Source organism: Micromonospora sp. WMMD734, from assembly GCF_049178975.1.
Classification (GTDB): Bacteria; Actinomycetota; Actinomycetes; order Mycobacteriales; family Micromonosporaceae; genus Micromonospora; species Micromonospora wenchangensis.
This window is the reverse complement of record NZ_JBMHMK010000001.1, coordinates 5,365,814-5,386,786: the sequence shown is the minus strand read 5'-3', so window position 1 is coordinate 5,386,786 and position 20,973 is coordinate 5,365,814. Positions and strand designations below refer to the sequence as shown.

Sequence of the window (20,973 nt, the reverse complement as noted above, 5' to 3'; positions counted from 1 at the left end):
GAGGATGGTCCGGTGAGCGCGGCGGTGAAGTACACGCTGGCCCGGATCGGGCTGTTCCTGGTGGTCGTGGCGGCGTTGTGGCCGGTCGGGATGAACCTCTTCCTGAAGCTGATGGTGGCGTTGATCTTTTCCGCCGCCGCGTCGTTCTTCCTGCTCCGGGGCTGGCGGGACCAGATGGCCGAGGAGGTGGCCGCCGCCGCCGAGCGGCGACGCGCGGAGAAGGAGCGGCTCCGCTCCGCCCTGGCCGGCGACGACCACCCCGGCGGGGACGCCCCGCGCCCCTGATCCCCGCCCCCCCGCGCGGACACGCCCCGCGCCCTCTCCGGCCCCCGCCCGCCCCGGTGATCAAGAGGTTTGCGCCAACTTCGATCGTCAACCTGACGCATACCTCTTGATCACCGAGCACCAGCGATGCACCGCGTCCTACCGGGCGTGATCCACTCCAGGTTGACTCAGGGGCGGTGTCGCTGTCTGGCGATACCGCTACTTCGGCTCCCGAGAGTGGATCTTGAGTTGGGTCACCAGTTGGTCGAGCCGGGGACGATCGGCCAGGGGCGGTCGGTCGGCTTGATCAGGTAGGCGATGCCGCCCGACCCGCCGGCCACCGTGCCGTCGGCCCGGTGCCGCTTGGTCCGCAGCCAGATCTGCTCGAACTGGTCGCGTCGGTAGACGTTGCGCACCTCGGCGTTGGACGCGGACGCCGGGTCGTTGACGATCACGTCGCCGTCGGCGGTGAAGCCGACGACCACGAACAGGTGCCCGGAGGTGCCGTAGTTGGAGCCGTCCAGCTCGGTGTCGAGGAAGGACTGTGAGGTGACCACGGGGATGCCGGCGCGGATGAAGCGTTCCACCTCGTCGAGGGAGTGCAGCCGGGTCACCCGGGCCTCGATGCCGGGGAAGCTGGCCGCGTATGCGGTGTTGAACGGCCAGTTGCCCGCGCCCTCGTACTCGTTATCCCAGGTCATCCGGGCGGCCTGGACAACCTGCGGGTCGGGGTGGCCGGGGTCGATCCAGGACAGGTCGGCCGCCGACGGGAGCCTGCCGTAGTACTCCAGCACCATCGCGGTGGACGTCGGACTGCACCAGACCTGGCCGCCGCCGCCCCACTCGGGGTAGCTGCCCCGGTGGATCATCTGGGAGCGGGCGGGCACCGGCAGTTCGGTGCCCCAGGCGATGCGGCCCCGGCTCGGCGTGACGGTGAACCGGTCCGGCACGGACGAACTCATCGCGCCGAGCATCCGGACCCGGGGTGCGGCGGCCTGGCCGGGCGCGCGGTAGAGGGTCAACCGGAGCTGGTACGACCGCAGCAGCACCCCGGCGTCGGCGTCGTCGATGGCGAACGTGTCGGTCCACACGCTGGACCAGGGGTCGCCCTGACCGTCCAGGGTGGCCCGGGCGATGTCCCGGTCGCCGGAGGCCCAGCGGGCCATCACGTACCAGGGGGTGTGGTCGCCGGTGGAGTAGGTGCCCTGGAGTTCGACCTGGAGCCAGGTGCCGGCGGGGGTGTCGGCGTTCCAGGAGGCGACCAGTTCGGTGGCGTCGAAGCCGATCGGGGTGGGCGGGGAGGTCCAGGTGGCGTATTCCCAGGTGCGGGTGGTGCCGGTGTGTTCGTCGGTGAACTCGGTGGTGCCGGCGGGCCGGCCCATGGTGAGGCCGGCGTGGTCGCCGGGGGCGGCGTGGGTGCCCCGGTGGGTGCCGGCCCGCCAGTCGGGGTAGCGGGACCACTCCTGGAAGGTGATCTGCTCGTCGTGCCCACCGGCAGGCGGGCGGTCCCCGGCGGGTGGACGGTCCCCGGCGGGTGGGTGCGCCCCGGCGGGCGTGGGGCCGCCGGCCCGGACGGGTGCGGTGCTGGCGAGCAGGGTGAGGGTGGCGACGCCGACCAGGGCGACGGTGCGCAGGGCTCTGCTGGACATGGCAACTCCGCAGGGTGGGGAATCGTTGCCGTTCACTGTCCCGCCTGGCAGGAAGTTTCGCCAGAGGGCGTCGTCAGGAAAACCATTGCCGGTATGACGATCCGGTCGGGATGGTGGGAGATAGTCACGGATATTGATATGACCATGTGACTGCTGGTGAAGTGGGCGCACAACGGGATACCCCGTACCCCGAGGAGGATGTCCATGGCCTTCCGCACCTCCCCCTTCCGGCGTCGCCTGGCGCTGGCCGTCGTCGCCGGCCTCGGCCTCACCGCCGTCGCCACCGGGCCGGTCTCCGCCCGCCCGGCCCCGGAGCCCGAGCCCACCGCCGTCAGCTACCGCGTGCTCGGCCCGCGTACCCTCGCCGACCGCAACGCGGTCGCCCGCACCGGCGCGGCCATCGACTCCGCCGAGCACGGCGTGCTGTACGTCTCGGCCAATCGGTCCGAGGCCGCCGCCATCACCCGGCTCGGCTTCCGACTGGAACGGGAGGTCGAGCCGGCCCCCGCCGAGGGTGCCCGCGCCAACGCCTTCCCGCCGGCCGACTCGAACTACCACGACTACGCCGAGCTGACCACCGTGGTCAACCAGGTGGTCGCCGACCACCCGGCGATCGCCCGCAAGATCAGCATCGGCCGGTCGTACGAGGGCCGCGACCTGATGGCGGTGAAGATCTCGGACAACGTCGGCACCGACGAGGCCGAACCGGAGATCCTGTTCAACGCCCAGCAGCACGCCCGCGAGCACCTGACCGTCGAGATGGCGATCTACCTGCTCAACCTGTTCACCGACAGCTACGGCAGCGACTCGCGGATCACCAGCATCGTCAACTCCCGGGAGATCTGGATCGTCCCCACGGTCAACCCGGACGGCAGCGAGTACGACATCGCCACCGGCTCCTACCGGTCCTGGCGCAAGAACCGGCAGCCCAACAGTGGTGCGGCGGCGGTCGGCACCGACCTGAACCGCAACTGGGGCTACAACTGGGGCTGCTGCGGCGGCTCGTCCGGCGCGCCGTCGTCGAGCACCTACCGGGGGCCGTCCGCGTTCTCCGCGCCGGAGACCAAGGCGCTGCGGGACTTCGTCAACAGCCGGGTCGTCGGCGGGGTGCAGCAGATCAAGGCCAACATCGACTGGCACACCTACTCGCAGCTGGTGCTCTGGCCGTTCGGCTACACCACGGCGAACACCCCCAGCGGGATGACCGCCGACCAGTACAACACCTTCGCCACCCTCGGACAGCGGATGGCGGCCACCAACGGCTACACCCCCGAGCAGTCCAGCGACCTCTACATCACCGACGGCGACAGCCTCGACTGGATGTGGGCGACCCACAAGATCTGGGCGTACACCTTCGAGATGTACCCCGGGGAGTCCGGGGCCGGCGGCGGCTTCTACCCGCCCGACGAGGTGATCCCCGCGCAGACCTCCCGCAACAAGGAGGCGGTGCTGCTCCTGTCCGAGTACGCCGACTGCCCCTACCGGGTGATCAACAAGCAGAGCACGTACTGCTGACCCCGCTGACCTGACTCCGGGTGGGGTCCCGTAAGCCCCCGACGGGGCCCCACCCACCCCTCCCGTCCGGACGATCTTCGCTGGTCGTGCGCTACCGTGGCACCCGATCGACCGCAGCGAAGCCGGTGCGAAACCGGCGCTGTCCCGCAACTGTGATGACCCACCGAGGCTCCCCGCCCTGCGCCGGAGCCGCCGCGACGCCCGGCCCGACGTGGCCGGCGTCGCCGTGTGTGGGGACGAGCCAGGTCGCCTGTGGTCGGTCGCGACACGCGCTCTCGAGGAAGGGCGCCTCGCGGACGGGCGCGCACACGCTCCCTGTCGGCGAAGCACCACGCTCCTCGACCGACAGGAGGCCAGATGTTCCGACGTACCCCCCGGTTGTTCGCCGCGACCCTCGCGGTGGCGGCCCTCGCCCTCGGCGCGTGCGCCGAGAAGACCTCGGACGACACCCCCGCCACCGGCGGCAGCAGTTCCGGCGCGGCGGCCTTCCCGGCCACGGTGGGCAACCTCACCCTCGACAAGCGGCCCGAGAAGATCGTCTCGCTGTCGCCCACGGCGACCGAGATGCTCTTCGCCATCGGCGCGGGCAAGCAGGTCACCGCCGTCGACGACCAGTCGAACTACCCGGCCGACGCGCCCAAGAGCGAGCTGTCCGGCTTCCAGCCCAACGCCGAGGCGATCGCCGGCAAGAACCCCGACCTGGTGGTCCTCGCCAACGACACCAACAAGATCATCGCCCAGCTCACCGCGCTGAAGGTGCCGGTGCTGCTCACCCCGGCGGCGACCACCCTCGACGACACCTACCGGCAGCTCGCCGACCTGGGTACCCTCACCGGCCACCCGACCGAGGCCGCCGACGTCACCGCCCGGATGAAGGACGAGATCGGCAAGCTCACCAAGGACCTGCCGCAGCGGTCGACGAAGCTGACCTACTACCACGAGCTGGGGCCGGAGCTGTACAGCGCGACCAGCAAGACCTTCATCGGCTCGATCTACGCGCTGGCCGGCCTGGAGAACATCGCCGACGCCTCCGACGCCGACGGCAAGAACGGCGGATACCCGCAGCTCTCCCAGGAGGTCATCGTCAAGGCGAACCCCGACTTCGTCTTCCTCGCCGACGTCAAGTGCTGCCAGCAGAGCGCCGACACGGTCAAGGCCCGTAGCGGCTGGGCCGGCGTCACCGCCGTCAAGAACAACCAGGTCGTCGCGCTCGACGACGACGTCGCCTCGCGCTGGGGCCCGCGCGTGGTCGACCTGCTCCGGTCGATCGTCGACGCCACCGCCAAGGTGCCCGCGTGACGGTCCGGTGACCGTGCGGTCCACCACACCCGCACCGGCCGGGACGCGCGACGCGTCCCGGCCGGCCCGCGTCACCGGTACGCCCCGGCCGGCCGGCCTGCGCAAGCGCTGGCTCGCTGCCGGGGTGCTCGCCGTGCTGGTGGCCCTGGTCGCCGGGGTGTCCCTCGGGCCGGTCAGCCTGCCGCCCGGCAGCGTCGCCGCCGAACTGCTCAACCTGCTGCCCGGAGTACGCCTGGACAGCGGGCTCACCGAACGCGAGATCGCGATCGTCACCGAGCTGCGGCTGCCCCGGGTGGTGCTCGGCCTGCTCGTCGGCGGTCTGCTCGCCCTGGCCGGCGGCTGCTACCAGGGGGTGTTCCGCAACCCGCTGGCCGACCCGTACCTGCTGGGGGTGGCGGCCGGCGCGGGATTCGCGGTGACCGCGGTGATCACGCTGGGCGGCATCGGGGCGGGCGGCGCGCTGACCGGGATGCCGGTCACCATTCCGCTCGCCGCGTTCGTCGGCTCGCTCGGTGCGGTCGCCCTGACGTACCTGCTCGGGGCGGCCGGCGGGCGGGACCGCTCCCCGGCCACCCTGATCCTGGCCGGGGTCGCGGTGTCCGCGTTCCTCGCCGCCGGGCAGACGTACCTGCTGCAACGGCACTCCGACAGCATCCAGCAGGTCTACTCGTGGCTGCTCGGCCGGCTCGGCACCGCCGGCTGGGGTGACGTGCGGCTGATCCTGCCCTACTTCGTGCTGACCACCGTGGTGGTGCTGCTGCACCGGCGGGAACTCGACGTGCTCTCCGTCGGCGACGACGAGGCGAGCAGCCTCGGGCTGCACCCGCAACGCTCCCGCTACCTGCTGATCGCCGCCGCCTCACTGGGCACCGCCGCCGCCGTCTCCGCCTCGGGGCTGATCGGCTTCGTCGGGATCATCGTGCCGCACACCGTACGGCTGCTCGCCGGGTCGAGCCACCGGGTGATCCTGCCGCTGTCGCTGCTGTTCGGCGCGGCGTTCCTGGCGCTGACCGACGTGGTCGCCCGGACCGCCGCCGCCCCCGCCGAGATCCCGATCGGCGTGGTCACCGCCCTGCTCGGCGGCCCGTTCTTCGTCCTGGTCCTGCGCACCGCCCGCCGGGTATTTCCATGAGTGCGCCGGCGGTGCAGGTGCGGGGGCTGCACGTGCGGCTCGGTGGGGAGGTGATCCTGGCCGGCGTCGACCTGACGGTCGACAGCGGCGAGTGGGTCACCGTGATCGGGCCGAACGGCGCCGGCAAGTCGACCCTGCTGCGCGCCGTCGGCGGCCTGCTGCCCGCCCCGGGCGCGGTCTCCCTGTTCGGTACGCCGTCCGGCGCGCTGCGTCGCCGGGAGCGGGCCCGGGTGGTGGCGACGGTGGCGCAGTCCCCGGTGGTGCCGGCGGGGATGTCGGTGTTCGACTACGTCCTGCTGGGGCGCACCCCGTACGTCGCGCCGCTGGGCCGGGAGTCGGCGGCCGACCTGGCGGTCGTGCACGACGTCCTCGACCGACTCGACCTGACCGGGTTCCACGGGCGGGAGCTGGCCACCCTCTCCGGCGGGGAACGGCAGCGGGTGTTCCTGGCCCGCGCCCTCGCCCAGGGCGCCACCCTGCTGCTGCTCGACGAGCCGACCAGCGCGCTGGACATCGGCCACCAGCAGGAGGTGCTGGAGTTGGTCGACCAGCTCCGCCGCACGCACGGCCTGACCGTGCTGGCCACCATGCACGACCTCTCCGTCGCCGGCGAGTACGCCGACCGGATGGTGCTGCTCGCCGACGGCCGGGTCGTCGCGGCGGGCCCGCCCGACCAGGTGCTCACCGAGGAGTTGCTGTCCCGGCACTACCGGGCCCGGGTCCGGGTCGTCCCCGGCGACCACGGTCCGCTGGTGGTGCCCAGCCGACCCGGCCCACCGCGCCGCTGACCTGCGGCGCGTCGTCAGGCGGGTTCGGTGGCGGGGCACAGCAGGGAGAACCGGGCCCCTGCGGGGTCCCGCAGGGTGCTCCGGCGGCCCAGCAGGGTGTCCCGGGGCGGGGTGATTATGGTGCCGCCGAGGGTGGTGGCGCGGGCGGTGGCCATGTCGACGTCGGCCACCGCGAAGAACACCGACCAGTACGCCGGCCGCGCCGGGTCGGGGGTGGGCAGCATCCCGGCCACGATCCGGGCCCCGCACCGCCAGCCGGTGTAGCCGGATCCGCCGGCGGGCTGCTCCTCCGGGTGCCAGCCGAAGACCAGCTCGTAGAAGACCTTCGCGCCCTCCGGGTCGGGGCTGACCAGCTCGTTCCAGCACATCGCCCCGGGCGCGTCGAGCAGTTCCGCCCCGGGCGTCCGCATCGGCTGCCAGACGCTGAACACCGCGCCGGCCGGGTCGGCGAAGACCGCCATCCGACCGGCGTGCAGGACGTCGAACGGGGCGACCAGCACCTGACCGCCGGCCGCCCCGACCCGGGTGCTGACCAGGTCGGCGTCGTCGGTCGCCACGTACGTCGACCAGACCGGCTCCCGGCCCGGGTCGGCAGGTGGGCCGGCACCCGCCACCGCCCGGCCGTCCCGGTGGAAGGTGGTGTAGCCGGCCCGCTCGGGTTCGGGCGCGATCCGGCCGGTCCAGCCGAACAGCTCCGGGTAGAACCGCCTGGCGGCGTCCAGGTCGGGGGTCGCCAGGTCGGTCCAGCAGGGCGTGCCCGCGGCGACGGTGCGCACGTCGGCCCCTCTCGGCTGTGGGGCGTACGGGTGGACGCCCTGCCGGCATCGTGGCACCGGGCGGCGGCCACCCGGGCCGAAGCGGCGTACAGGTCAGCTGAACCGGCGACCCTCGTCCCGCCGGTACGCCCAGCCGGAGACCGTGGCGAGCAGCACGATCCAGACGCCGAGCATGGCCAGGGCGAGCGGGTCGGGTCGCCAGTCGCCGACCGCCGCCCACATCAGCTCGACCGCGCCCCGGGTGGGGAGGAACGGGGCGATCGTCTGGATGAAGCCGGGCGCGTCACCCGGCGCGGAGAGCAGGCCGCCGCCGAAGGCCAGCGGGAAGAAGATGACCTGCGCGACGACGATCGCCGCCTTGCTCGGCAGGGAGTAGCCGATGGCGAGCCCCAGCAGGGTGAACGGCACCGACACCACGGCCACGGTGGCCGCGCCGAGCAGCAGCCCGACCGGGGTGACCCGGGCGGCCGTGGCGACCGCCGCGATGACCACGACGGGCAGCATCGACAGGTAGGTCAGCACCAGCCCGGCCAGGATCCGCCCGGCCAGGCGGGGTCCCGGCCCGGCCGGCAGGGTCCGGGTGTACGGGTTCCACGGCTGGTCGCGGTCCTCGGCGACGCCGATCCCGTACTGGAAGATGTTGGCGCTCATCACCGCGAAGGTGACCATTGCGGCGGTGGCGTAGGTCGCGCCGGTCGGATCGTCCCCGGCGAACGGGACGACGAAGAAGAGCATCGCGGCGGCGGGGAAGAACGCGCTGCCGACCACGGCGACGGGGATGCGGAGGGTCTCCAGGAGCTGGTAGCGGGCGTGGACCAGGGTGAGCGGCACGGCGTCGGCTCCTCAGGCGGTGGGTCGGGCGGCGACGGCTGCGCCGGTGGGGGTGGCCGGGTCGGTGGTGGCCGGGTCAGCGGTGATGGCGAGGAACGCCTCTTCCAGCGAGGTGGGGCGGACCTCCAGCTCGCGGAACGTCACCCCGGCGGTGACCAGGTCGCGGACCAGCTGGTCGGCGTCGGTGGTGAGCAGGTGGGTACGTCCCTCGGTGTGTTCGGTGGCGACCACGCCGGGCAGCGCGGGCAGGTCGTCGGCGACGAGGCTGACCCGGCGGACGCCGACGATGCCCCTGATCGCGTCGGTGCTGTCGTCGGCGAGCACCCGGCCGTGCCCGAGCACCACCACCCGCTGCGCCAGCGCCTCGACCTCTTCGAGGTAGTGGCTGCTCAGCAGTACCGTCCCGCCGTCGGCGTGGAACGACCGGATGGCCTCCCACAGGGTGTGCCGGGCTTCGACGTCCAGTCCGGTGGTCGGCTCGTCGAGGACGACCAGCCGGGGCCGGCCGACGAACGCCAGCGCGACGGCGAGCCGCCGCCGCTGCCCGCCGGAGAGCCCGCCGGTCTGCCGTCGTACCTGGTCGGTGAGGCCGAACCGGTCGAGCAGTTCGCCCCGGGGCACCGGGTCGGGGAAGTGCGCGGAGACGAAGTCGACCACCTCGCCGACGCGGAGGGTGCCGGGCAGTCCGGTTTCCTGCGGGGTGACCCCGAGTTGCCGCCTCGACGCCGGCCGGCGGGGGTCGCCGCCGAAGAGCTCGACCTGCCCGGCGGTGGGCCGGCGCAGCCCGACCAGCAGGTTGATCAGGGTGCTCTTGCCGGCGCCGTTCGGCCCGAGCAGGCCGACGAGCTCGCCGGCGGAGACGGTCAGGTCGGCCCGGTCGAGGGCGAGGACGTCGCCGTACCGGCGGGTGGCCTGGTCGGCATGGGCGAGGATCATCGGGGCTCCCGGGGGTCGGCGGGGTCGAGCAGGGCGCGGATGTTCTCGGTGTACTCCTCGAACGCCCGCCGTCCGCGCCGGCTGAGCCGGACCAGGGTGGTCGGCGTGCGTCCGCGGTGGGTCTTGTCGATCTCGACGTAGCCGGCGTCCTCCAGCTTGCGCAGGTGGACGGAGAGGTTGCCGGCGGTCATCGCGAGCAGTTCCTGGAGGCGGGGGAAGGTGATCCGGTCGCCGTCGGCGAGGGTGGCCAGGGTGACCACCACCCGCAGCCGGGCCTGGGCGTGGATGACCGGGTCCAGTTCGCTCATCCGTGCCGCCGTCGGGCGAGCGCGCCGGCCACCAGCAGTCCGCCGCCGCCGGCCACCGACACCACCAGGGCGTGCCAGCCGGGGCCGGCGACGACGCCGACGATGTTGACGGCGGTGAGCCAGACGCCGAGGCGGTACAGGGTGCGGTCGAGCCAGATCGCGCCGCCGGCCATGTGCAGGGCACCGGTGAGCCCGACCGACAGCGCCGACCAGAGCAGCCCGGCGAGCTCGGGCGGCAGGCTGTCGGTGACCCGGCCGATCACCACGGACAGGCCGAAGAATCCGAGGCCCCACGCCGTGCCGTACCACCTGCCGCGCCGGGCCGACTCGCCGGCGACGTGCCGGTAGGCGCGGGCGCTGCCCACGCCGAACACCACGGCGGCGGCGACGAGCAGCACGAAGAGCAGGGTCAGCGGCAGCCAGGCGGGCATCGGGACGAGGGCCCGGCCGTCGGGGGAGAAGCGCAGGAAGTAGACCCCGAAGCCGATCAGCCAGGCGAACCCCCATGGCCAGTAGTGCACCCGGGGGTCGGGTTCCAGCCCGCGGACGGTGCTGGCCTGTTGCTCGCGGATCAGCCGCATCGCGGCGGCGGCGTCGATCGGGGCGTCGTCTTCGGGGGTCATGCAAACTACTTTAAAACACAAAGTCGAGCGGTCGGCCGTCCGGGTCGGCCACCGGACAGCGGGGCCCGGGCCGGCGGCGTGCGGTGGGCCAGCCGGCGGCGTGCGCTGGGTCGGCCGGCGGCCAGGTGCGGTCAGGCCGTCGGGCCGTCCGCCGGATCGGCCAGCGGGCCGGGCAGCGGGGCGGTGTGCAGCACCGACAACCGGGACACCGCCCGGGTCAACGCCACGTAGAGGCGGTGCAGGCCACGCGGCTCGGCGGCCACGATCGCGGCCGGCTCCACGACCACCACGTGGTCGTACTCCAGGCCCTTGACCAGGGTCGCGGGGACCACGGTGACCCGCGCCGAGGCCGCGACGTCGTCGGCGGTCGCGGTCGGCACCCCGGCCGCGGCGAGCGCCGCCCGTAGCCCCTCCACCGCGTCGTCGGCGGCGATCACCCCGACCGAACCGTCGTGCCCGAGCGCCGTGCGCACCTCGGCCACCGTCGCCGCCGCCAGATCGGTCACGGTACGCACGTCGAGCGCGCCGTCGCGGCGCAGCGACACCGCCGGCGGTACGTCGACCGCCAGCGCCGGCAGCAGCCGGTTGGCGAACGCGACCACCACGGCCGGCACCCGGAACCCGACGCTCAGCGGCACCACCACCGCGTCCGGCTTGCCCAGGTGGGCCAGGGACTCCCGCCAGTCGGTGGCCGCCCACGGCGCGGTGCCCTGGGCCAGGTCGCCGAGCAGGGTGATCGAACCGTGCTCGCTGCGCCTGGCGATGGCCCGGCACTGCATCGGCGACAGATCCTGCGCCTCGTCGACGACGACGTGCCCGAACCCGACGGGCCGTTCGATCAGCCCGGCCGCCTCGTCGATCAGCACCGTGTCGGCGGCGGTCCACCGGGTCGCCTTCGGTGTGCGGCCGAGCTTCGTGCCCACCGCCGGGCCGGCCCCCGACCGACGCCTGACCGACCCGGTGCCTGCCGGTCCGGTGCCGGTGGGTCCGGTGCCCGTCGGGTCGGTGGCTGCCGGGCCGCGCAGCAGGGCCTGCTCGGCGGGGGTGAGCAGGCCGTCGGCGGCGGCGGCGAGCACGGCCGGGTCACCGAGCACCGCGTGCACCAGCCCCTCCGGGGTGAGCGCCGGCCAGGCCGCGTCGAGGAAGTCGGTGACCGGGCGGGCCTTGCCCATCCGGCGCAGCCAGGCATCGCCCGGCGACTCGGCCCGGCGGGCCTCGGCCTGCCGTTGCAGCAACCCGACCACCCGGGCCCGCACCCGCTCCCGCCCGGTGTCGTACGGCAGACCCTCCCGCCGGGTCTCCTCGACCACCAGGTGCAGCGGCTCCAGGCCGATCCGCCAGCGGAACGACCCGTCCGACACCATGATCGGCTCGGTCGGCGCGGTGATCAGCTGGTCCGCCGCCCGACGCAGCACCTCGGCCATCCGGGGATCATGCTTGAGCGCGGCCACCGCCGGATCGTCGACCGCCCGGACGGGCACCCGGGCGACCAGGTCCTCCACGGTGGCCTGGGCCACCTCGACCTCGCCGAGGGCGGGTAGCACCGCCGCGATGTACGACAGGAACGCCCGGTTCGGTCCGACGATCAGCACCCCGGCCCGGCGCAGCCGTTCCCGGTGCAGATAGAGCAGGTACGCGGCGCGGTGCAGCCCGACCGCCGTCTTGCCGGTGCCCGGGGCGCCCTGGACGCAGATCGAGTCAGCCAGGTCGGCCCGGACCAGTTCGTCCTGCTCGGGCTGGATGGTGGCGACGATGTCCCGCATCGGCCCGACCCGGGGGCGTTCGATCTCGGCGGTGAGGATGCGGCTGGCCGTGCCCAACTCCTCACCCCGGTCCAGGTGCTCGTCCTCGAAGCTGGTCAGCGACCCGGCGCTGAACCCGAACCGCCGTCGTACCGCGACACCCTGTGGGTCACGGGCGCTGGCCCGGTAGAACGATCGGGAGACCGGGGCCCGCCAGTCCAGCACCAGCGGTTCGCCCCGGTCGTCGGTGACGTGCCGCCGGCCGACGTGGTAGCCCCGGCCGGCGTGCTCCGGGTCGGCGGGGCCGAAGTCCAGCCGGCCGAAGAAGAGCGCGGTGGTCGGGTCGTCGGCCAGCTCGGCGACCCGTCGGGCCAGGTGCCGGCCGAGCTGCTCGGCGGTGTACGCGTCCCCGGCGACCTTGTCGCCGGTGGCGAAGAGCGACTCGGCGCGGTCGCGCATCCGGCCCAGGGCCTGCCGGGAGGTTGCCAGGTGGGCCCGCTCGGCGTCCAGTTCTGTTTCGAGGTGTGCTTGTCCGGGGTGTGCTGGTCGGGGGTGTGCGCTGCCGCGTTCTTCGGTTGCGGGCACGGTGATCCTCTTGACGGTCTCGATCGGCTCGCCCGCGTATCCAGGAAGGGTCTCCTGGCGCGTGGGGACGTCCGCTGCGGTGGCTACCTCACCACGGCCGTCGAGCGGTCAACCACACTACGCCCCGCCCTCCCTCCCGCTCCACCCGTTTTTCGGCCGTCTGCGCCGGTCCGCGTGGCACCCTTGTGACAGGATTCGTCAGGAGGTGAGTCGTCGATGAGCGTAGCCGTGCTTGAGCATGTGGGTCCGTGGCGCGAGGACGAGTATCTCGCGCTCGGCGAGACCGCCGATCGGATCGAGCTGTTCGACGGGAGTCTGCTGGTGAGTCCGGCACCCACCACACGCCATCAGCACATCTCGCGACGGCTGGCCAATCTGATCGACCCGTCGGCCGACGAGGTCGGCCTCTGGGCCTACGAAGCGGTGAACGTTCGCCTCGCCACCGGTCGGATCTTCATCCCCGACCTCGTGGTGACTCCGATCGACGACGTCACCATCATTGACGCCTCGGACGTGGTGCTGGTCGGTGAGGTGGTCTCACCAGGCAATGCGGGCGCTGACCGGTTACTGAAGATGCAGCTCTACGCCGCTGCGCGGATCGGGTGGTACCTACTCGTCGAATCCGAGCAGCCGGATTCGGTGACGCTGCGGTTGTTCCGCCTCGACGGTGGGCACTATGTCGAGCATGTGGTGGCGAAGGGCGGCGAGACGCTGACCGCCGACGGCCCGTTTCCGTTCGAGATCGACACCCGCGCCCTGCTGCGTCGCCGGTGGTGTGACGGCCCCTGACGGGGCGGCCCCGGGCGCTGGCCGGCGGTGCGGGGTTGGCCACTGTCCGGGACTCCCGGTGAGCCGGTACGGGCCGGCGGGGATACGGTCGGGGCATGGTTGAGCGCGTGGCACGTCCCCGGGTCGGGCACATCCAGTTCCTGAACTGCCTGCCGATCTACTGGGGGCTGATGCGTTCCGGCGCGCTGCTCGACGTCGACCTGCACAAGGACTCGCCGGACCGGCTCAGCGCGGCGCTGGTCGCCGGTGACCTGGACATCGGCCCGATCTCCCAGGTGGAATACCTGCGGCACGCCGACGAACTGCTGCTCCTGCCGGATTTGGCGGTGGGCAGCGACGGGCCGGTGCTCTCGGTCAACGTGGTCTCCACCAGGCCGCTGACCGAGCTGGACGGCCGTCGGGTCGCGCTCGGCTCGACCTCGCGGACCGGGGTGCTGCTGGCGCAACTCCTGCTCGCCGACCGGTACGGCGTCCAACCGGAGTACTTCCGCTGCCCGCCGGACCTGACCCAGATGCTGCTGGAGGCCGACGCCGGGGTGCTGATCGGCGATGTGGCGCTGCGTGCGCTCTACGAGGCGCCGGGTCGGGGGCTGGCGGTGACCGACCTCGGGCAGGCGTGGCGGGAGTGGACCGGGCTGCCGATGGTCTTCGCCGTCTGGGCGGTCCGTCGGGACTTCGCCGCCGCCCACCCGGGCCTGGTCAAGGAGGTGCACGAGGCGTTCCTGCGTTCCCGTGACCTGTGCCTGGCCGAGCTGGACCAGGTGGCCGAGGCGGCGGCCCGCTGGGAGCCGTTCGACGCGGCGACGCTGGCCACGTACTTCCGCGCCCTCGACTTCTCGCTGGGCGGGCGGCAGGTCGCCGGCCTGCGCGAGTTCGCCAGGCGGGCGGCGGCGACCGGCGAGGCCCCCGCCCTGCCCGAGGGCGGCCCGGAGTTCTTCGCCGGCTGACCCAGCCGGTGGTGTGGCGATGTAGCGGTATCCCCGGCCGTGGATACCGCTACATCGGCGATCTGGAGTCGATCAACCCGGAGTCGATCAACCCGGTCAGGTGCTGGGGCCGATCAGGGCTTCGGTGATCTTCTGGCAGTTCTTCATGCCGTACTCGTAGCCCAGGTTGATCGGGTAGCGGACCATCACACCCATCGTCCAGGTGTCGCCGATGGCCAGGCAGTTGATGTGCATCTCCTGCTCGCGGGTCCGGTCGATCCAGCCGTTCTTGATGGCGATCTTCTTCTGCTGGGCGGCCGGGAACGCCTTGCGGATGCCGAAGTCACCCGAGCCCCGGACCAGCCGCATCTCGTTGAGCAGCCACTTGGTCCACTCGGGGCCGGCGGCGCGACCGTCGGCGATGCAGTTGCCGAGCCGGGCGGCGTCACGGGGGGAGAGGTTGGTCCGGCTCCAGCCACCGTCGGCGGCCACACTGCTGTCGGTGAGCTTGCACAGCGAGATCAGCCGCTTGATCGAGGCGGACCGGCCGACCCCGTTGTAGAACTGCTCGGCCCGGGTGTTGTCGCTGTCCCGGATGATCCGGGTGGCGTCGGCGAGCTTGGCGTCGCTCGGGGTCTGCCCGCTCTCGTCGGCCCGCCGCAGGTAGTCGGCGACGATCCACGACTTGATCAGCGAGGCGGTGGTGCTGGTCTCGGCCATGTTGTCCGAGCCGATGATCGCGCCGGTGCGGCGGTCCAGCACGCTCCAGGCGTACCAGCCCTTGATGTCGAGGTCGAGGTCCCGGTCCGCGAAGGGCAGCGGGGTGAGCGAGGGGGTCGGCGACGGTGCCGGGGTCGGCCGGCTGCGGCGGTCGACGGCCGACCCGGTGGACCGGGACTCGGTGGACGCGTCACCCCAGCGTGAGGCGGCGGTGGACTCCATCGGTGAGCCGGGGAGCAGCCGCAGCGAGACGAGCACCAGACCGGTGAGGACCGCGGCGACCGCGATGATCTTCAACGGTCGGTGGTCCCGTCGGGTGGAGCGGCCGGGCCGCCGGCTGCCCGGCATCAGAGCTTCCCGAGCGGCTGGGGCACCTTGAGTGCGGCACCGGGCTGCGGGGTGACCAGTTGGGTGGCGACGCTGGCGCACACCTTGGCACCATAGGTCAACTGCTGGCGTATCGGGTAGCGCATCATCACGGCGAGGCTCCACTTGTCGGTGACGGCGAGGCAGCTGACGTGCCAGTTGCCGTCGTAGCTGAGGGGGGTCCAGCCGTTCTTCATGGCAACCGGGCCCTGCTTGGTGATCTCGTCGGGCAGGCCGTCGATGATGCCCCACCGGCCGCCGCCGGCGCGGGCCAGCTGCTTGCTCACGCTGCCCCGGACCTGGGCCATCTCGTTGAGCACCCACTTGGTCCAGTGGGGGCCGGCGGCCGTGCCGTCGGCGATGCAGTCACCGAGCCGGGCGGCGTCGCGGGGGGACATCCGGGTGAAGCTCCACCAGCCCTCGTAGCCGGAGACGTTGCCGGGCTTGGTGTCCTTGAGGCCGCAGGTGGTGATCGCCCGCTTGAGCACCGGGCCGGGCTGGCCGTTGTCCAGCGCCCGGTACGAGCCGCCCGACTTCGCGTAGATCCGGTTGGTGGCGTCGTCGTTGCTGTCCCGGATGGCCAGGCTCGCGTTCTTCAACATCGCTGCCGGTGGCTTCTGGTCGCCGAGCTCGCGCAGGTAGTCGGAGACGATCCAGACCTTGAGCATCGACTCGGTGGAGCTGGTCGAGGTCATGTTCTTCGAGCCGGAGAGTTGACCGGTCTTGCGGTCCTGCAGGGCCCAGGCGAAGAACTCCCCCTTGAAGTTCACGGTGACCGGGCCGGCGGCCAGGGTGGGTGCCGGGGGTGCGGTAGGCGCGGGCGCGGGCACCTTCTCCGCCGTGCCGCCGCCGGTACCGCCTGTCGGGTCGTCGCCGGCGAGCTTGGCGTACGCGGTCGGCACCAGCAGGCCGGTGCCGAGCAGCACCGCCATGACGGCGAGCACCATGATCACGCGAGATCGCATGCGTGGGTGAACTCCAGATGTCAGGCCGGGGGGACCGGCTGCTTCCGCGGGTGTCGGCTCGACCGCCGAGGCCGGGGGAATGGCCTGTGTCTCGCTGGCGATCGTCGGTAGCCGATCGGTGGTGACCGGGGAAGTCTACGTCCGGACAGCCGACTCGCCAGAATCCGACGCACGGCAAACTGCCGGTAAGTCGAGATAAAGGCACGGTTTGCGCCCCTTGTAGGTATTCATCTTTGATCAGTGACCCAAGTCATATCTGAGCAGGTGTCCTGGTGTCGACCGAGCGCATCCACCTGGTAACGGAAGCCGCTACTCAAATCCTGTTACACCCTCTGGTGTCATCGGAGGCGAGCTGTAACACTTGACGAATGTATGGCAACGACTTCGCCCCGGAGCAGGACACGCCCGGCGGTGGCCTGCTCGGTCAGGTCGAGGCCGCCGAGGCGGCGCTGCGCGAGGCGGCGGCCCGCGCCCGGGAGGGTGCCACCACGCCCGGTGCGGATCCGGCGGCGTACTTCGCCGACGTGATCGACGCCGACCAGAAGATCGAACCCCGCGACTGGATGCCCGAGGCCTACCGGCGGACCCTGGTCCGGCAGATCGCCCAGCACGCCCACTCGGAGATCATCGGCATGCAGCCCGAGGGGAACTGGATCAGCCGGGCCCCCTCGCTCAAGCGAAAGGCCATCCTGCTGGCCAAGGTCCAGGACGAGGCCGGCCACGGTCTCTACCTCTACGCCGCCGCCGAGACCCTCGGCGTCAGCCGCGACGAACTGGTGGAGCTGCTGCTCGACGGCCGGCAGAAGTACAGCTCGATCTTCAACTACCCCACCCTCACCTGGGCCGACGTGGGCGCGATCGGCTGGCTGGTGGACGGCGCGGCGATCGTCAACCAGGTCCCGCTCTGCCGCTGCTCCTACGGGCCGTACGCGCGGGCGATGATCCGGGTCTGCAAGGAGGAGTCGTTCCACCAGCGGCAGGGCTTCGAGATCCTGCACACCCTGGCGCAGGGCACCCCGGCCCAGCGGGCGATGGCGCAGGACGCGCTCGACCGCTGGTGGTACCCGTCACTGGCGATGTTCGGCCCACCCGACGGTGACTCCACCCACTCCGCCCAGTCGATGGCCTGGAAGATCAAGCGGTTCTCCAACGACGAGCTGCGGCAGCGCTTCGTCGACATGTGCGTGCAGCAGGCGGAGGTCCTCGGCCTCACCATCCCCGACCCCGACCTGCGCTGGAACGACGAGCGGCAGGCGTACGACTTCACCCAGCCCGACTACGACGAGCTGATGCGGGTGATCAAGGGGGAGGGCCCGTGCAACAGGCAGCGGATGGAACACCGCCGCCGCGCACACGCCGACGGCGCGTGGGTCCGCGAGGCCGCCACGGCGTACGCCGCGAAGCAGCGGGCCGAGTCGCAGCGGGAGAAGGTGGCCGCGTGAGCGAGCAGAACGAACCGCCCCGGGCCTCGGCGACCTCGCCGCTGTGGGAGGTCTTCGTCCGGGCCCGACGGGGGCTGTCCCACACCCACGTCGGCAGCCTGCACGCCCCCGACGCCGAGCTGGCCCTGCGCAACGCCCGGGACCTCTACACCCGCCGGCAGGAGGGCGTCTCCATCTGGGTGGTGCCGGCCGCGGCGATCACCGCGTCCAGCCCCGACGAGAAGGACGCCTTCTTCGACCCGGCCGCCGACAAGGTCTACCGCCACCCCACCTTCTACGAGGTGCCTGATGGCGTGGCCCACCTGTGAGCGCGAGGAGTGAGCCGGGTTTGCGAGCCCCGCAGTCGCGAACGGAGACCGGCCCTGTGAACGGCCCCTTCGACTTCACCCTCGCCCTCGGCGACGACGCGCTGGTGGCCGCCCAGCGGCTCGGCGAGTGGGCCACCCGTGCGCCCGAGATGGAAGAGGACATCGCGCTGGCCAACATCGCCCTCGACCAGCTCGGCGCGGCCCGCCTGCTGTTGTCGTACGCGGGGGAGCTGGAGGGCGCCGGCCGGGACGAGGACGCGTTGGCGTACCTGCGCGACGACCGGGAGTTCCGCAACTGCCTGCTGGTCGAGCTGCCCAACGGCGACTTCGCGGTGACCATGGTGAAGCTGCTGCTGCTCGCGGCGTACCAGGTGCCGCTCTACACCGCGCTGGCCGGCTGTTCCGACGAGCGGCTCGCCGCCATCGGCGCGAAGGCGCGCAAGGAGTCCGCCTACCACCTGGACCATTCCGCGCTGTGGGTGAAGCGGCTCGGCGACGGCACCGACGAGTCGCACCGCCGCGCCCAGGCTGCGGTGGACCAGATCTGGCCGTACCACCACGAGCTGTTCACGGCGGACCCGGCGGCCCCGGTCGACCCGGCCGCCCTGCGGGGCGACTTCGACGCCGTGGTGCACCCGGTGCTGGCCGAGGCCACCCTGACCCGGCCGGAGACCGGCTGGACGCCGGGCGGCGGCCGGGCCGGCGTGCACACCGAGCACCTGTCCTTCCTGCTGGCCGAGATGCAGGTGCTGCACCGCGCCCACCCCGGGGCCCGGTGGTGAGCCGGGCGGGCCTGGGGTGGCAGCGGTGACCGACCCGAGGGCGGCCGTGGCGGCGGTGGTGGATCCGGAGATCCGGGTGATCACCATCGACGAGCTGGGCATCCTGCGGGCGGTCGACCGGGACCGGGAGACCGGCCGGGTGGTCGTCACGATCACCCCCACCTACACCGGCTGTCCGGCGATGGACGTGATCCGGGACGACATCCGGCGGGCGCTGGCGGTCGCCGGGTATCCCGACGCCGAGGTCCGCACGGTCTTCAGCCCCGCCTGGAGCACCGACTGGATCTCCGCCGACGGCCGGGCCAAGCTCGCCGCCGCCGGCATCGCCCCGCCCGCCCCGCGCGGCGACGGCACGGCGGTGCCGGTGACCCTGGCGGTGCGCTGCCCGCGCTGCGGGTCGCCGGAGACCGCACAGCTCAGCCGGTTCGGCTCCACCGCGTGCAAGGCTCTGTGGCGCTGCCGGTCCTGTTCCGAACCCTTCGACCACCTGAAGGCGCTGTGACTGTCACGATCACCCGCCCGGTCCGTCGCCGGCCGTCCTTCCACCCGCTTGCGGTCGCCGCCGTGGACCGGCTCACCGACGACGCCGTGGCGATCACCTTCGCGGTGCCCGAGGAGCTGCGGGCGACCTTCGCGTTCTCCGCCGGCCAGCACCTGACCGTACGGCTGCCCGCGCCGCCGTCGGACGCGGCCGGCACCGGCGGCGGGCCCGGGGCCGGTGCGGACGTGCGGCGGTCGTACTCGATCTGCTCGACGCCGGACGACCTGGCCCGGCACGGCCGGCTGCGGATCGGGGTGCGGGAGATCCCCGGCGGCGCTTTCTCCAGCTACGCCTGCGGCGCGCTGCGGCACGGCGACACCGTCGACGTGCTGCCCCCGCTGGGGCACTTCACCAGCGCGTTCGCGCCGGACCGGGTGCGGCACTACGGCGCGGTGGCCGCCGGTTCCGGCATCACCCCGGTGCTCGCGCTGGCCGCGACCGCCCTGGCCGTCGAGCCGGCCAGCACCTTCACCCTGGTGTACGGCAACCGCACGGCCGGCACGGTGATGTTCGCCGAGGAGCTGGCCGACCTGAAGGACCGCTACCCGACCCGGCTGCACCTGGTGCACGTGCTGTCCCGGGAGCCGGGCGAGTCGCCGCTGCTGTCCGGCCGGATCGACGTCGACCGGCTGACCCGGCTGCTGGACACCATCGTGCCCGGCGACGCGATCGCCGAGTGGTTCCTCTGCGGCCCCTACCAGTTGGTGCTGGACGCGAAGGCGGTGCTGACCGGCCGGGGCCTGCCCGAGTCGGCGGTGCACACCGAGCTGTTCCACGTCGACACCCCACCGGAGCCGGTCCGCCGCAGCGGCGAGTCGACCGGCGGCGCGGAAGTGACCATCGTGCTGGACGGCCGGTCGTCCCGGTTCACGATGGGCCGCGACGAGCGGGTGCTGGACGCGGCGCTGAAGGTGCGCGGCGAACTGCCGTACGCGTGCAAGGGTGGGGTCTGCTCGACCTGCCGGGCGAAGGTGGTCTCCGGCGCGGTGACGATGGCCCGCAACTACGCTCTGGAGCCGGACGAGGTGGCCGCCGGGTACGTGTTGACCTGCCAGTCCAGCCCGACCACCGACACCCTGACGGTCGACTACGACGGATAGCGTCGCCGGCCGCGCCCCGCCCCGCCCCGGCGGGCGGGCCTGTTGTCTGTTGCGGGTCCTATGGAGCTGATGACGTCAGCGACTCACCCGGGATCGACCGATCTGCACCGGTTTCGCTGTTCCCGCGACCGGTCAGCCGGGGCGGAGGTGGGCGGTCCAGTAGGTGAGGTCGGAGTGGTGCTCGGTGAGGGCGACCCGCTCGCCGCAGGCCTCCTCGATCAGCTTGACCGCCTCGTCCAGGTGTGGCGGGTTGCCGTCCCAGTCGTCGTCACGGAACAGTTGCAGCCCGACCTCGCCCCGGTCGTCACCGAGGGCCTGCGCGCCCTCGGGTGACACCAGCACCACTGTGTAGCGGGCGGCCTCCCGCTCGGCCTCGCTGGGCGGCTCCGGCTCGTCCCGCCTGCGCCGCCGGAACCGCTCCACCACCGACGGGATCGGGCCGGGCGAGTCAGCCGGATCGTACGGCCGTAGCCAGGCGGGCTGTGGAATCTGCATGACGGCCTCCAAGCTGTGCACGGTCGATAGCAACGTTGCTGCTCATGCGTGCGCGAGATCGGTCGAGAGTCAATACTCAACGTCACTGCCC

At 72.6% G+C, this 20,973-nt stretch carries 21 protein-coding genes and 1 pseudogene; 12 read left to right on the top strand and 10 right to left on the bottom strand.

All coding sequences use genetic code 11. From position 1 onward, the window contains the following. Positions 1-12: 12 nt before the first annotated feature. Positions 13-285: a DUF4229 domain-containing protein gene (locus ACN267_RS23130; RefSeq protein ID WP_204958639.1), complete on the top strand. Its 273-nt coding sequence runs from the start codon at positions 13-15 to the stop codon at positions 283-285. Positions 286-518: 233 nt separating this feature from the next. Here ACN267_RS23130 and ACN267_RS23125 read toward each other — a convergent pair whose 3' ends face one another. Further along, complete coding sequence (locus tag ACN267_RS23125; RefSeq protein WP_421489643.1) at positions 519-1,913, bottom strand: C39 family peptidase; 1,395 nt, start codon at positions 1,911-1,913, stop codon at positions 519-521. 204 nt (positions 1,914-2,117) lie between these two features. Between ACN267_RS23125 and ACN267_RS23120 the strand changes: the two are divergent. From ACN267_RS23120 to ACN267_RS23105, 4 genes and pseudogenes are all read left to right on the top strand, one after another. Continuing rightward, positions 2,118-3,425, top strand: a pseudogene (locus tag ACN267_RS23120) (M14 family zinc carboxypeptidase); the annotation flags it as partial. A gap of 360 nt (positions 3,426-3,785) precedes the next feature. Then, positions 3,786-4,727 carry an ABC transporter substrate-binding protein gene (locus ACN267_RS23115; protein ID WP_421489642.1) on the top strand — a complete coding sequence of 314 codons (942 nt, stop codon included), beginning with the start codon at positions 3,786-3,788 and terminating at the stop codon, positions 4,725-4,727. A gap of 97 nt (positions 4,728-4,824) precedes the next feature. Beyond that, the gene (locus tag ACN267_RS23110) at positions 4,825-5,859 is read left to right on the top strand and encodes a FecCD family ABC transporter permease (RefSeq protein ID WP_204958959.1); all 1,035 of its coding nucleotides are present in this window, start codon (positions 4,825-4,827) and stop codon (positions 5,857-5,859) included. Beyond that, complete coding sequence (locus tag ACN267_RS23105; RefSeq protein ID WP_281901227.1) at positions 5,856-6,647, top strand: ABC transporter ATP-binding protein; 792 nt, start codon at positions 5,856-5,858, stop codon at positions 6,645-6,647. Before ACN267_RS23110 ends, ACN267_RS23105 begins: the two co-directional genes overlap by 4 nt. Positions 6,648-6,661: 14 nt before the next feature. Here the strand turns inward: ACN267_RS23105 and ACN267_RS23100 are convergent, their stop codons facing one another. The 6 genes from ACN267_RS23100 to ACN267_RS23075 all read right to left on the bottom strand — a co-directional run bounded on the left by ACN267_RS23100 (position 6,662) and on the right by ACN267_RS23075 (position 12,448). Continuing rightward, positions 6,662-7,423, bottom strand: a complete 762-nt coding sequence (locus tag ACN267_RS23100; protein WP_204958644.1) for a VOC family protein — start codon at positions 7,421-7,423, stop codon at positions 6,662-6,664. 93 nt (positions 7,424-7,516) lie between these two features. Then, positions 7,517-8,254: an ABC transporter permease gene (locus tag ACN267_RS23095; protein ID WP_204958645.1), complete on the bottom strand. Its 738-nt coding sequence runs from the start codon at positions 8,252-8,254 to the stop codon at positions 7,517-7,519. A 12-nt stretch (positions 8,255-8,266) separates the two neighbouring features. Beyond that, positions 8,267-9,190, bottom strand: a complete 924-nt coding sequence (locus ACN267_RS23090) for an ABC transporter ATP-binding protein (protein WP_421489641.1) — start codon at positions 9,188-9,190, stop codon at positions 8,267-8,269. Further along, complete coding sequence (locus tag ACN267_RS23085) at positions 9,187-9,498, bottom strand: winged helix-turn-helix domain-containing protein (protein ID WP_088646174.1); 312 nt, start codon at positions 9,496-9,498, stop codon at positions 9,187-9,189. The genes ACN267_RS23090 and ACN267_RS23085 overlap by 4 nt, the downstream gene beginning before the upstream one ends. Further along, on the bottom strand, positions 9,495-10,121 hold the full coding sequence (locus tag ACN267_RS23080) for a transporter (RefSeq protein ID WP_421489640.1): 627 nt from the start codon (positions 10,119-10,121) through the stop codon (positions 9,495-9,497). The genes ACN267_RS23085 and ACN267_RS23080 overlap by 4 nt, the downstream gene beginning before the upstream one ends. Before the next feature lie 131 nt (positions 10,122-10,252). Then, positions 10,253-12,448 carry a HelD family protein gene (locus ACN267_RS23075; protein ID WP_421489639.1) on the bottom strand — a complete coding sequence of 732 codons (2,196 nt, stop codon included), beginning with the start codon at positions 12,446-12,448 and terminating at the stop codon, positions 10,253-10,255. A 216-nt stretch (positions 12,449-12,664) separates the two neighbouring features. On the opposite strand from ACN267_RS23075, the gene ACN267_RS23070 reads away from it, so the two are divergent. Together ACN267_RS23070 and ACN267_RS23065 are read left to right on the top strand one after the other, a co-directional pair. Next, the gene (locus tag ACN267_RS23070; RefSeq protein WP_421489638.1) at positions 12,665-13,237 is read left to right on the top strand and encodes a Uma2 family endonuclease; all 573 of its coding nucleotides are present in this window, start codon (positions 12,665-12,667) and stop codon (positions 13,235-13,237) included. Positions 13,238-13,332: 95 nt separating this feature from the next. Beyond that, entirely contained in the window at positions 13,333-14,184 is an 852-nt protein-coding gene (locus ACN267_RS23065; RefSeq protein ID WP_204958649.1) for a menaquinone biosynthetic enzyme MqnA/MqnD family protein, read from the top strand. A gap of 96 nt (positions 14,185-14,280) precedes the next feature. On the opposite strand, the gene ACN267_RS23060 is transcribed toward ACN267_RS23065, so the two are convergent. Further along, positions 14,281-15,231 carry a hypothetical protein gene (locus tag ACN267_RS23060; protein WP_281901217.1) on the bottom strand — a complete coding sequence of 317 codons (951 nt, stop codon included), beginning with the start codon at positions 15,229-15,231 and terminating at the stop codon, positions 14,281-14,283. Continuing rightward, positions 15,231-16,214 (bottom strand): hypothetical protein, encoded by a 984-nt coding sequence (locus tag ACN267_RS23055; RefSeq protein ID WP_204958651.1) that lies wholly within the window; start codon positions 16,212-16,214, stop codon positions 15,231-15,233. Before ACN267_RS23055 ends, ACN267_RS23060 begins: the two co-directional genes overlap by 1 nt. Positions 16,215-16,582: 368 nt before the next feature. Here ACN267_RS23055 and paaA point away from each other — a divergent pair, with 368 nt between their 5' ends. From paaA to paaE, 5 genes are read left to right on the top strand one after another with little or no spacing between them, the layout of a single operon-like run. Continuing rightward, entirely contained in the window at positions 16,583-17,656 is a 1,074-nt protein-coding gene (gene paaA, locus ACN267_RS23050) for a 1,2-phenylacetyl-CoA epoxidase subunit PaaA (RefSeq protein WP_204958652.1), read from the top strand. Then, a complete protein-coding gene (gene paaB / locus ACN267_RS23045; RefSeq protein ID WP_204958653.1) occupies positions 17,653-17,964 on the top strand; it encodes a 1,2-phenylacetyl-CoA epoxidase subunit PaaB in 312 nt (103 codons plus the stop codon). Before paaA ends, paaB begins: the two co-directional genes overlap by 4 nt. Positions 17,965-17,984: 20 nt before the next feature. Beyond that, entirely contained in the window at positions 17,985-18,746 is a 762-nt protein-coding gene (gene paaC / locus ACN267_RS23040) for a 1,2-phenylacetyl-CoA epoxidase subunit PaaC (RefSeq protein WP_421489637.1), read from the top strand. 25 nt (positions 18,747-18,771) lie between these two features. Further along, the gene (gene paaD / locus ACN267_RS23035) at positions 18,772-19,248 is read left to right on the top strand and encodes a 1,2-phenylacetyl-CoA epoxidase subunit PaaD (protein ID WP_421489636.1); all 477 of its coding nucleotides are present in this window, start codon (positions 18,772-18,774) and stop codon (positions 19,246-19,248) included. After that, positions 19,245-20,387, top strand: a complete 1,143-nt coding sequence (gene paaE / locus ACN267_RS23030; RefSeq protein WP_421489635.1) for a 1,2-phenylacetyl-CoA epoxidase subunit PaaE — start codon at positions 19,245-19,247, stop codon at positions 20,385-20,387. The genes paaD and paaE overlap by 4 nt, the downstream gene beginning before the upstream one ends. 132 nt (positions 20,388-20,519) lie before the next feature. Here paaE and ACN267_RS23025 read toward each other — a convergent pair whose 3' ends face one another. Next, positions 20,520-20,882 (bottom strand): hypothetical protein, encoded by a 363-nt coding sequence (locus tag ACN267_RS23025; protein WP_421489634.1) that lies wholly within the window; start codon positions 20,880-20,882, stop codon positions 20,520-20,522. Between the last annotated feature and the right edge of the window lie 91 nt (positions 20,883-20,973).

What these genes read in the sequence shown, in the direction of transcription:
- ACN267_RS23065 (WP_204958649.1), top strand. Translation starts at nt 13,333, where the DNA reads ATGGTTGAGCGCGTGGCACGTCCCCGGGTCGGGCACATCCAGTTCCTG.
- ACN267_RS23025 (WP_421489634.1), bottom strand. Translation starts at nt 20,882, where the DNA reads ATGCAGATTCCACAGCCCGCCTGGCTACGGCCGTACGATCCGGCTGAC.
- ACN267_RS23055 (WP_204958651.1), bottom strand. Translation starts at nt 16,214, where the DNA reads ATGCGATCTCGCGTGATCATGGTGCTCGCCGTCATGGCGGTGCTGCTC.
- ACN267_RS23115 (WP_421489642.1), top strand. Translation starts at nt 3,786, where the DNA reads ATGTTCCGACGTACCCCCCGGTTGTTCGCCGCGACCCTCGCGGTGGCG.
- ACN267_RS23105 (WP_281901227.1), top strand. Translation starts at nt 5,856, where the DNA reads ATGAGTGCGCCGGCGGTGCAGGTGCGGGGGCTGCACGTGCGGCTCGGT.
- ACN267_RS23085 (WP_088646174.1), bottom strand. Translation starts at nt 9,498, where the DNA reads ATGAGCGAACTGGACCCGGTCATCCACGCCCAGGCCCGGCTGCGGGTG.
- ACN267_RS23080 (WP_421489640.1), bottom strand. Translation starts at nt 10,121, where the DNA reads ATGACCCCCGAAGACGACGCCCCGATCGACGCCGCCGCCGCGATGCGG.
- ACN267_RS23125 (WP_421489643.1), bottom strand. Translation starts at nt 1,913, where the DNA reads ATGTCCAGCAGAGCCCTGCGCACCGTCGCCCTGGTCGGCGTCGCCACC.
- ACN267_RS23070 (WP_421489638.1), top strand. Translation starts at nt 12,665, where the DNA reads ATGAGCGTAGCCGTGCTTGAGCATGTGGGTCCGTGGCGCGAGGACGAG.
- paaA (WP_204958652.1), top strand. Translation starts at nt 16,583, where the DNA reads ATGTATGGCAACGACTTCGCCCCGGAGCAGGACACGCCCGGCGGTGGC.
- ACN267_RS23060 (WP_281901217.1), bottom strand. Translation starts at nt 15,231, where the DNA reads ATGCCGGGCAGCCGGCGGCCCGGCCGCTCCACCCGACGGGACCACCGA.
- ACN267_RS23090 (WP_421489641.1), bottom strand. Translation starts at nt 9,190, where the DNA reads ATGATCCTCGCCCATGCCGACCAGGCCACCCGCCGGTACGGCGACGTC.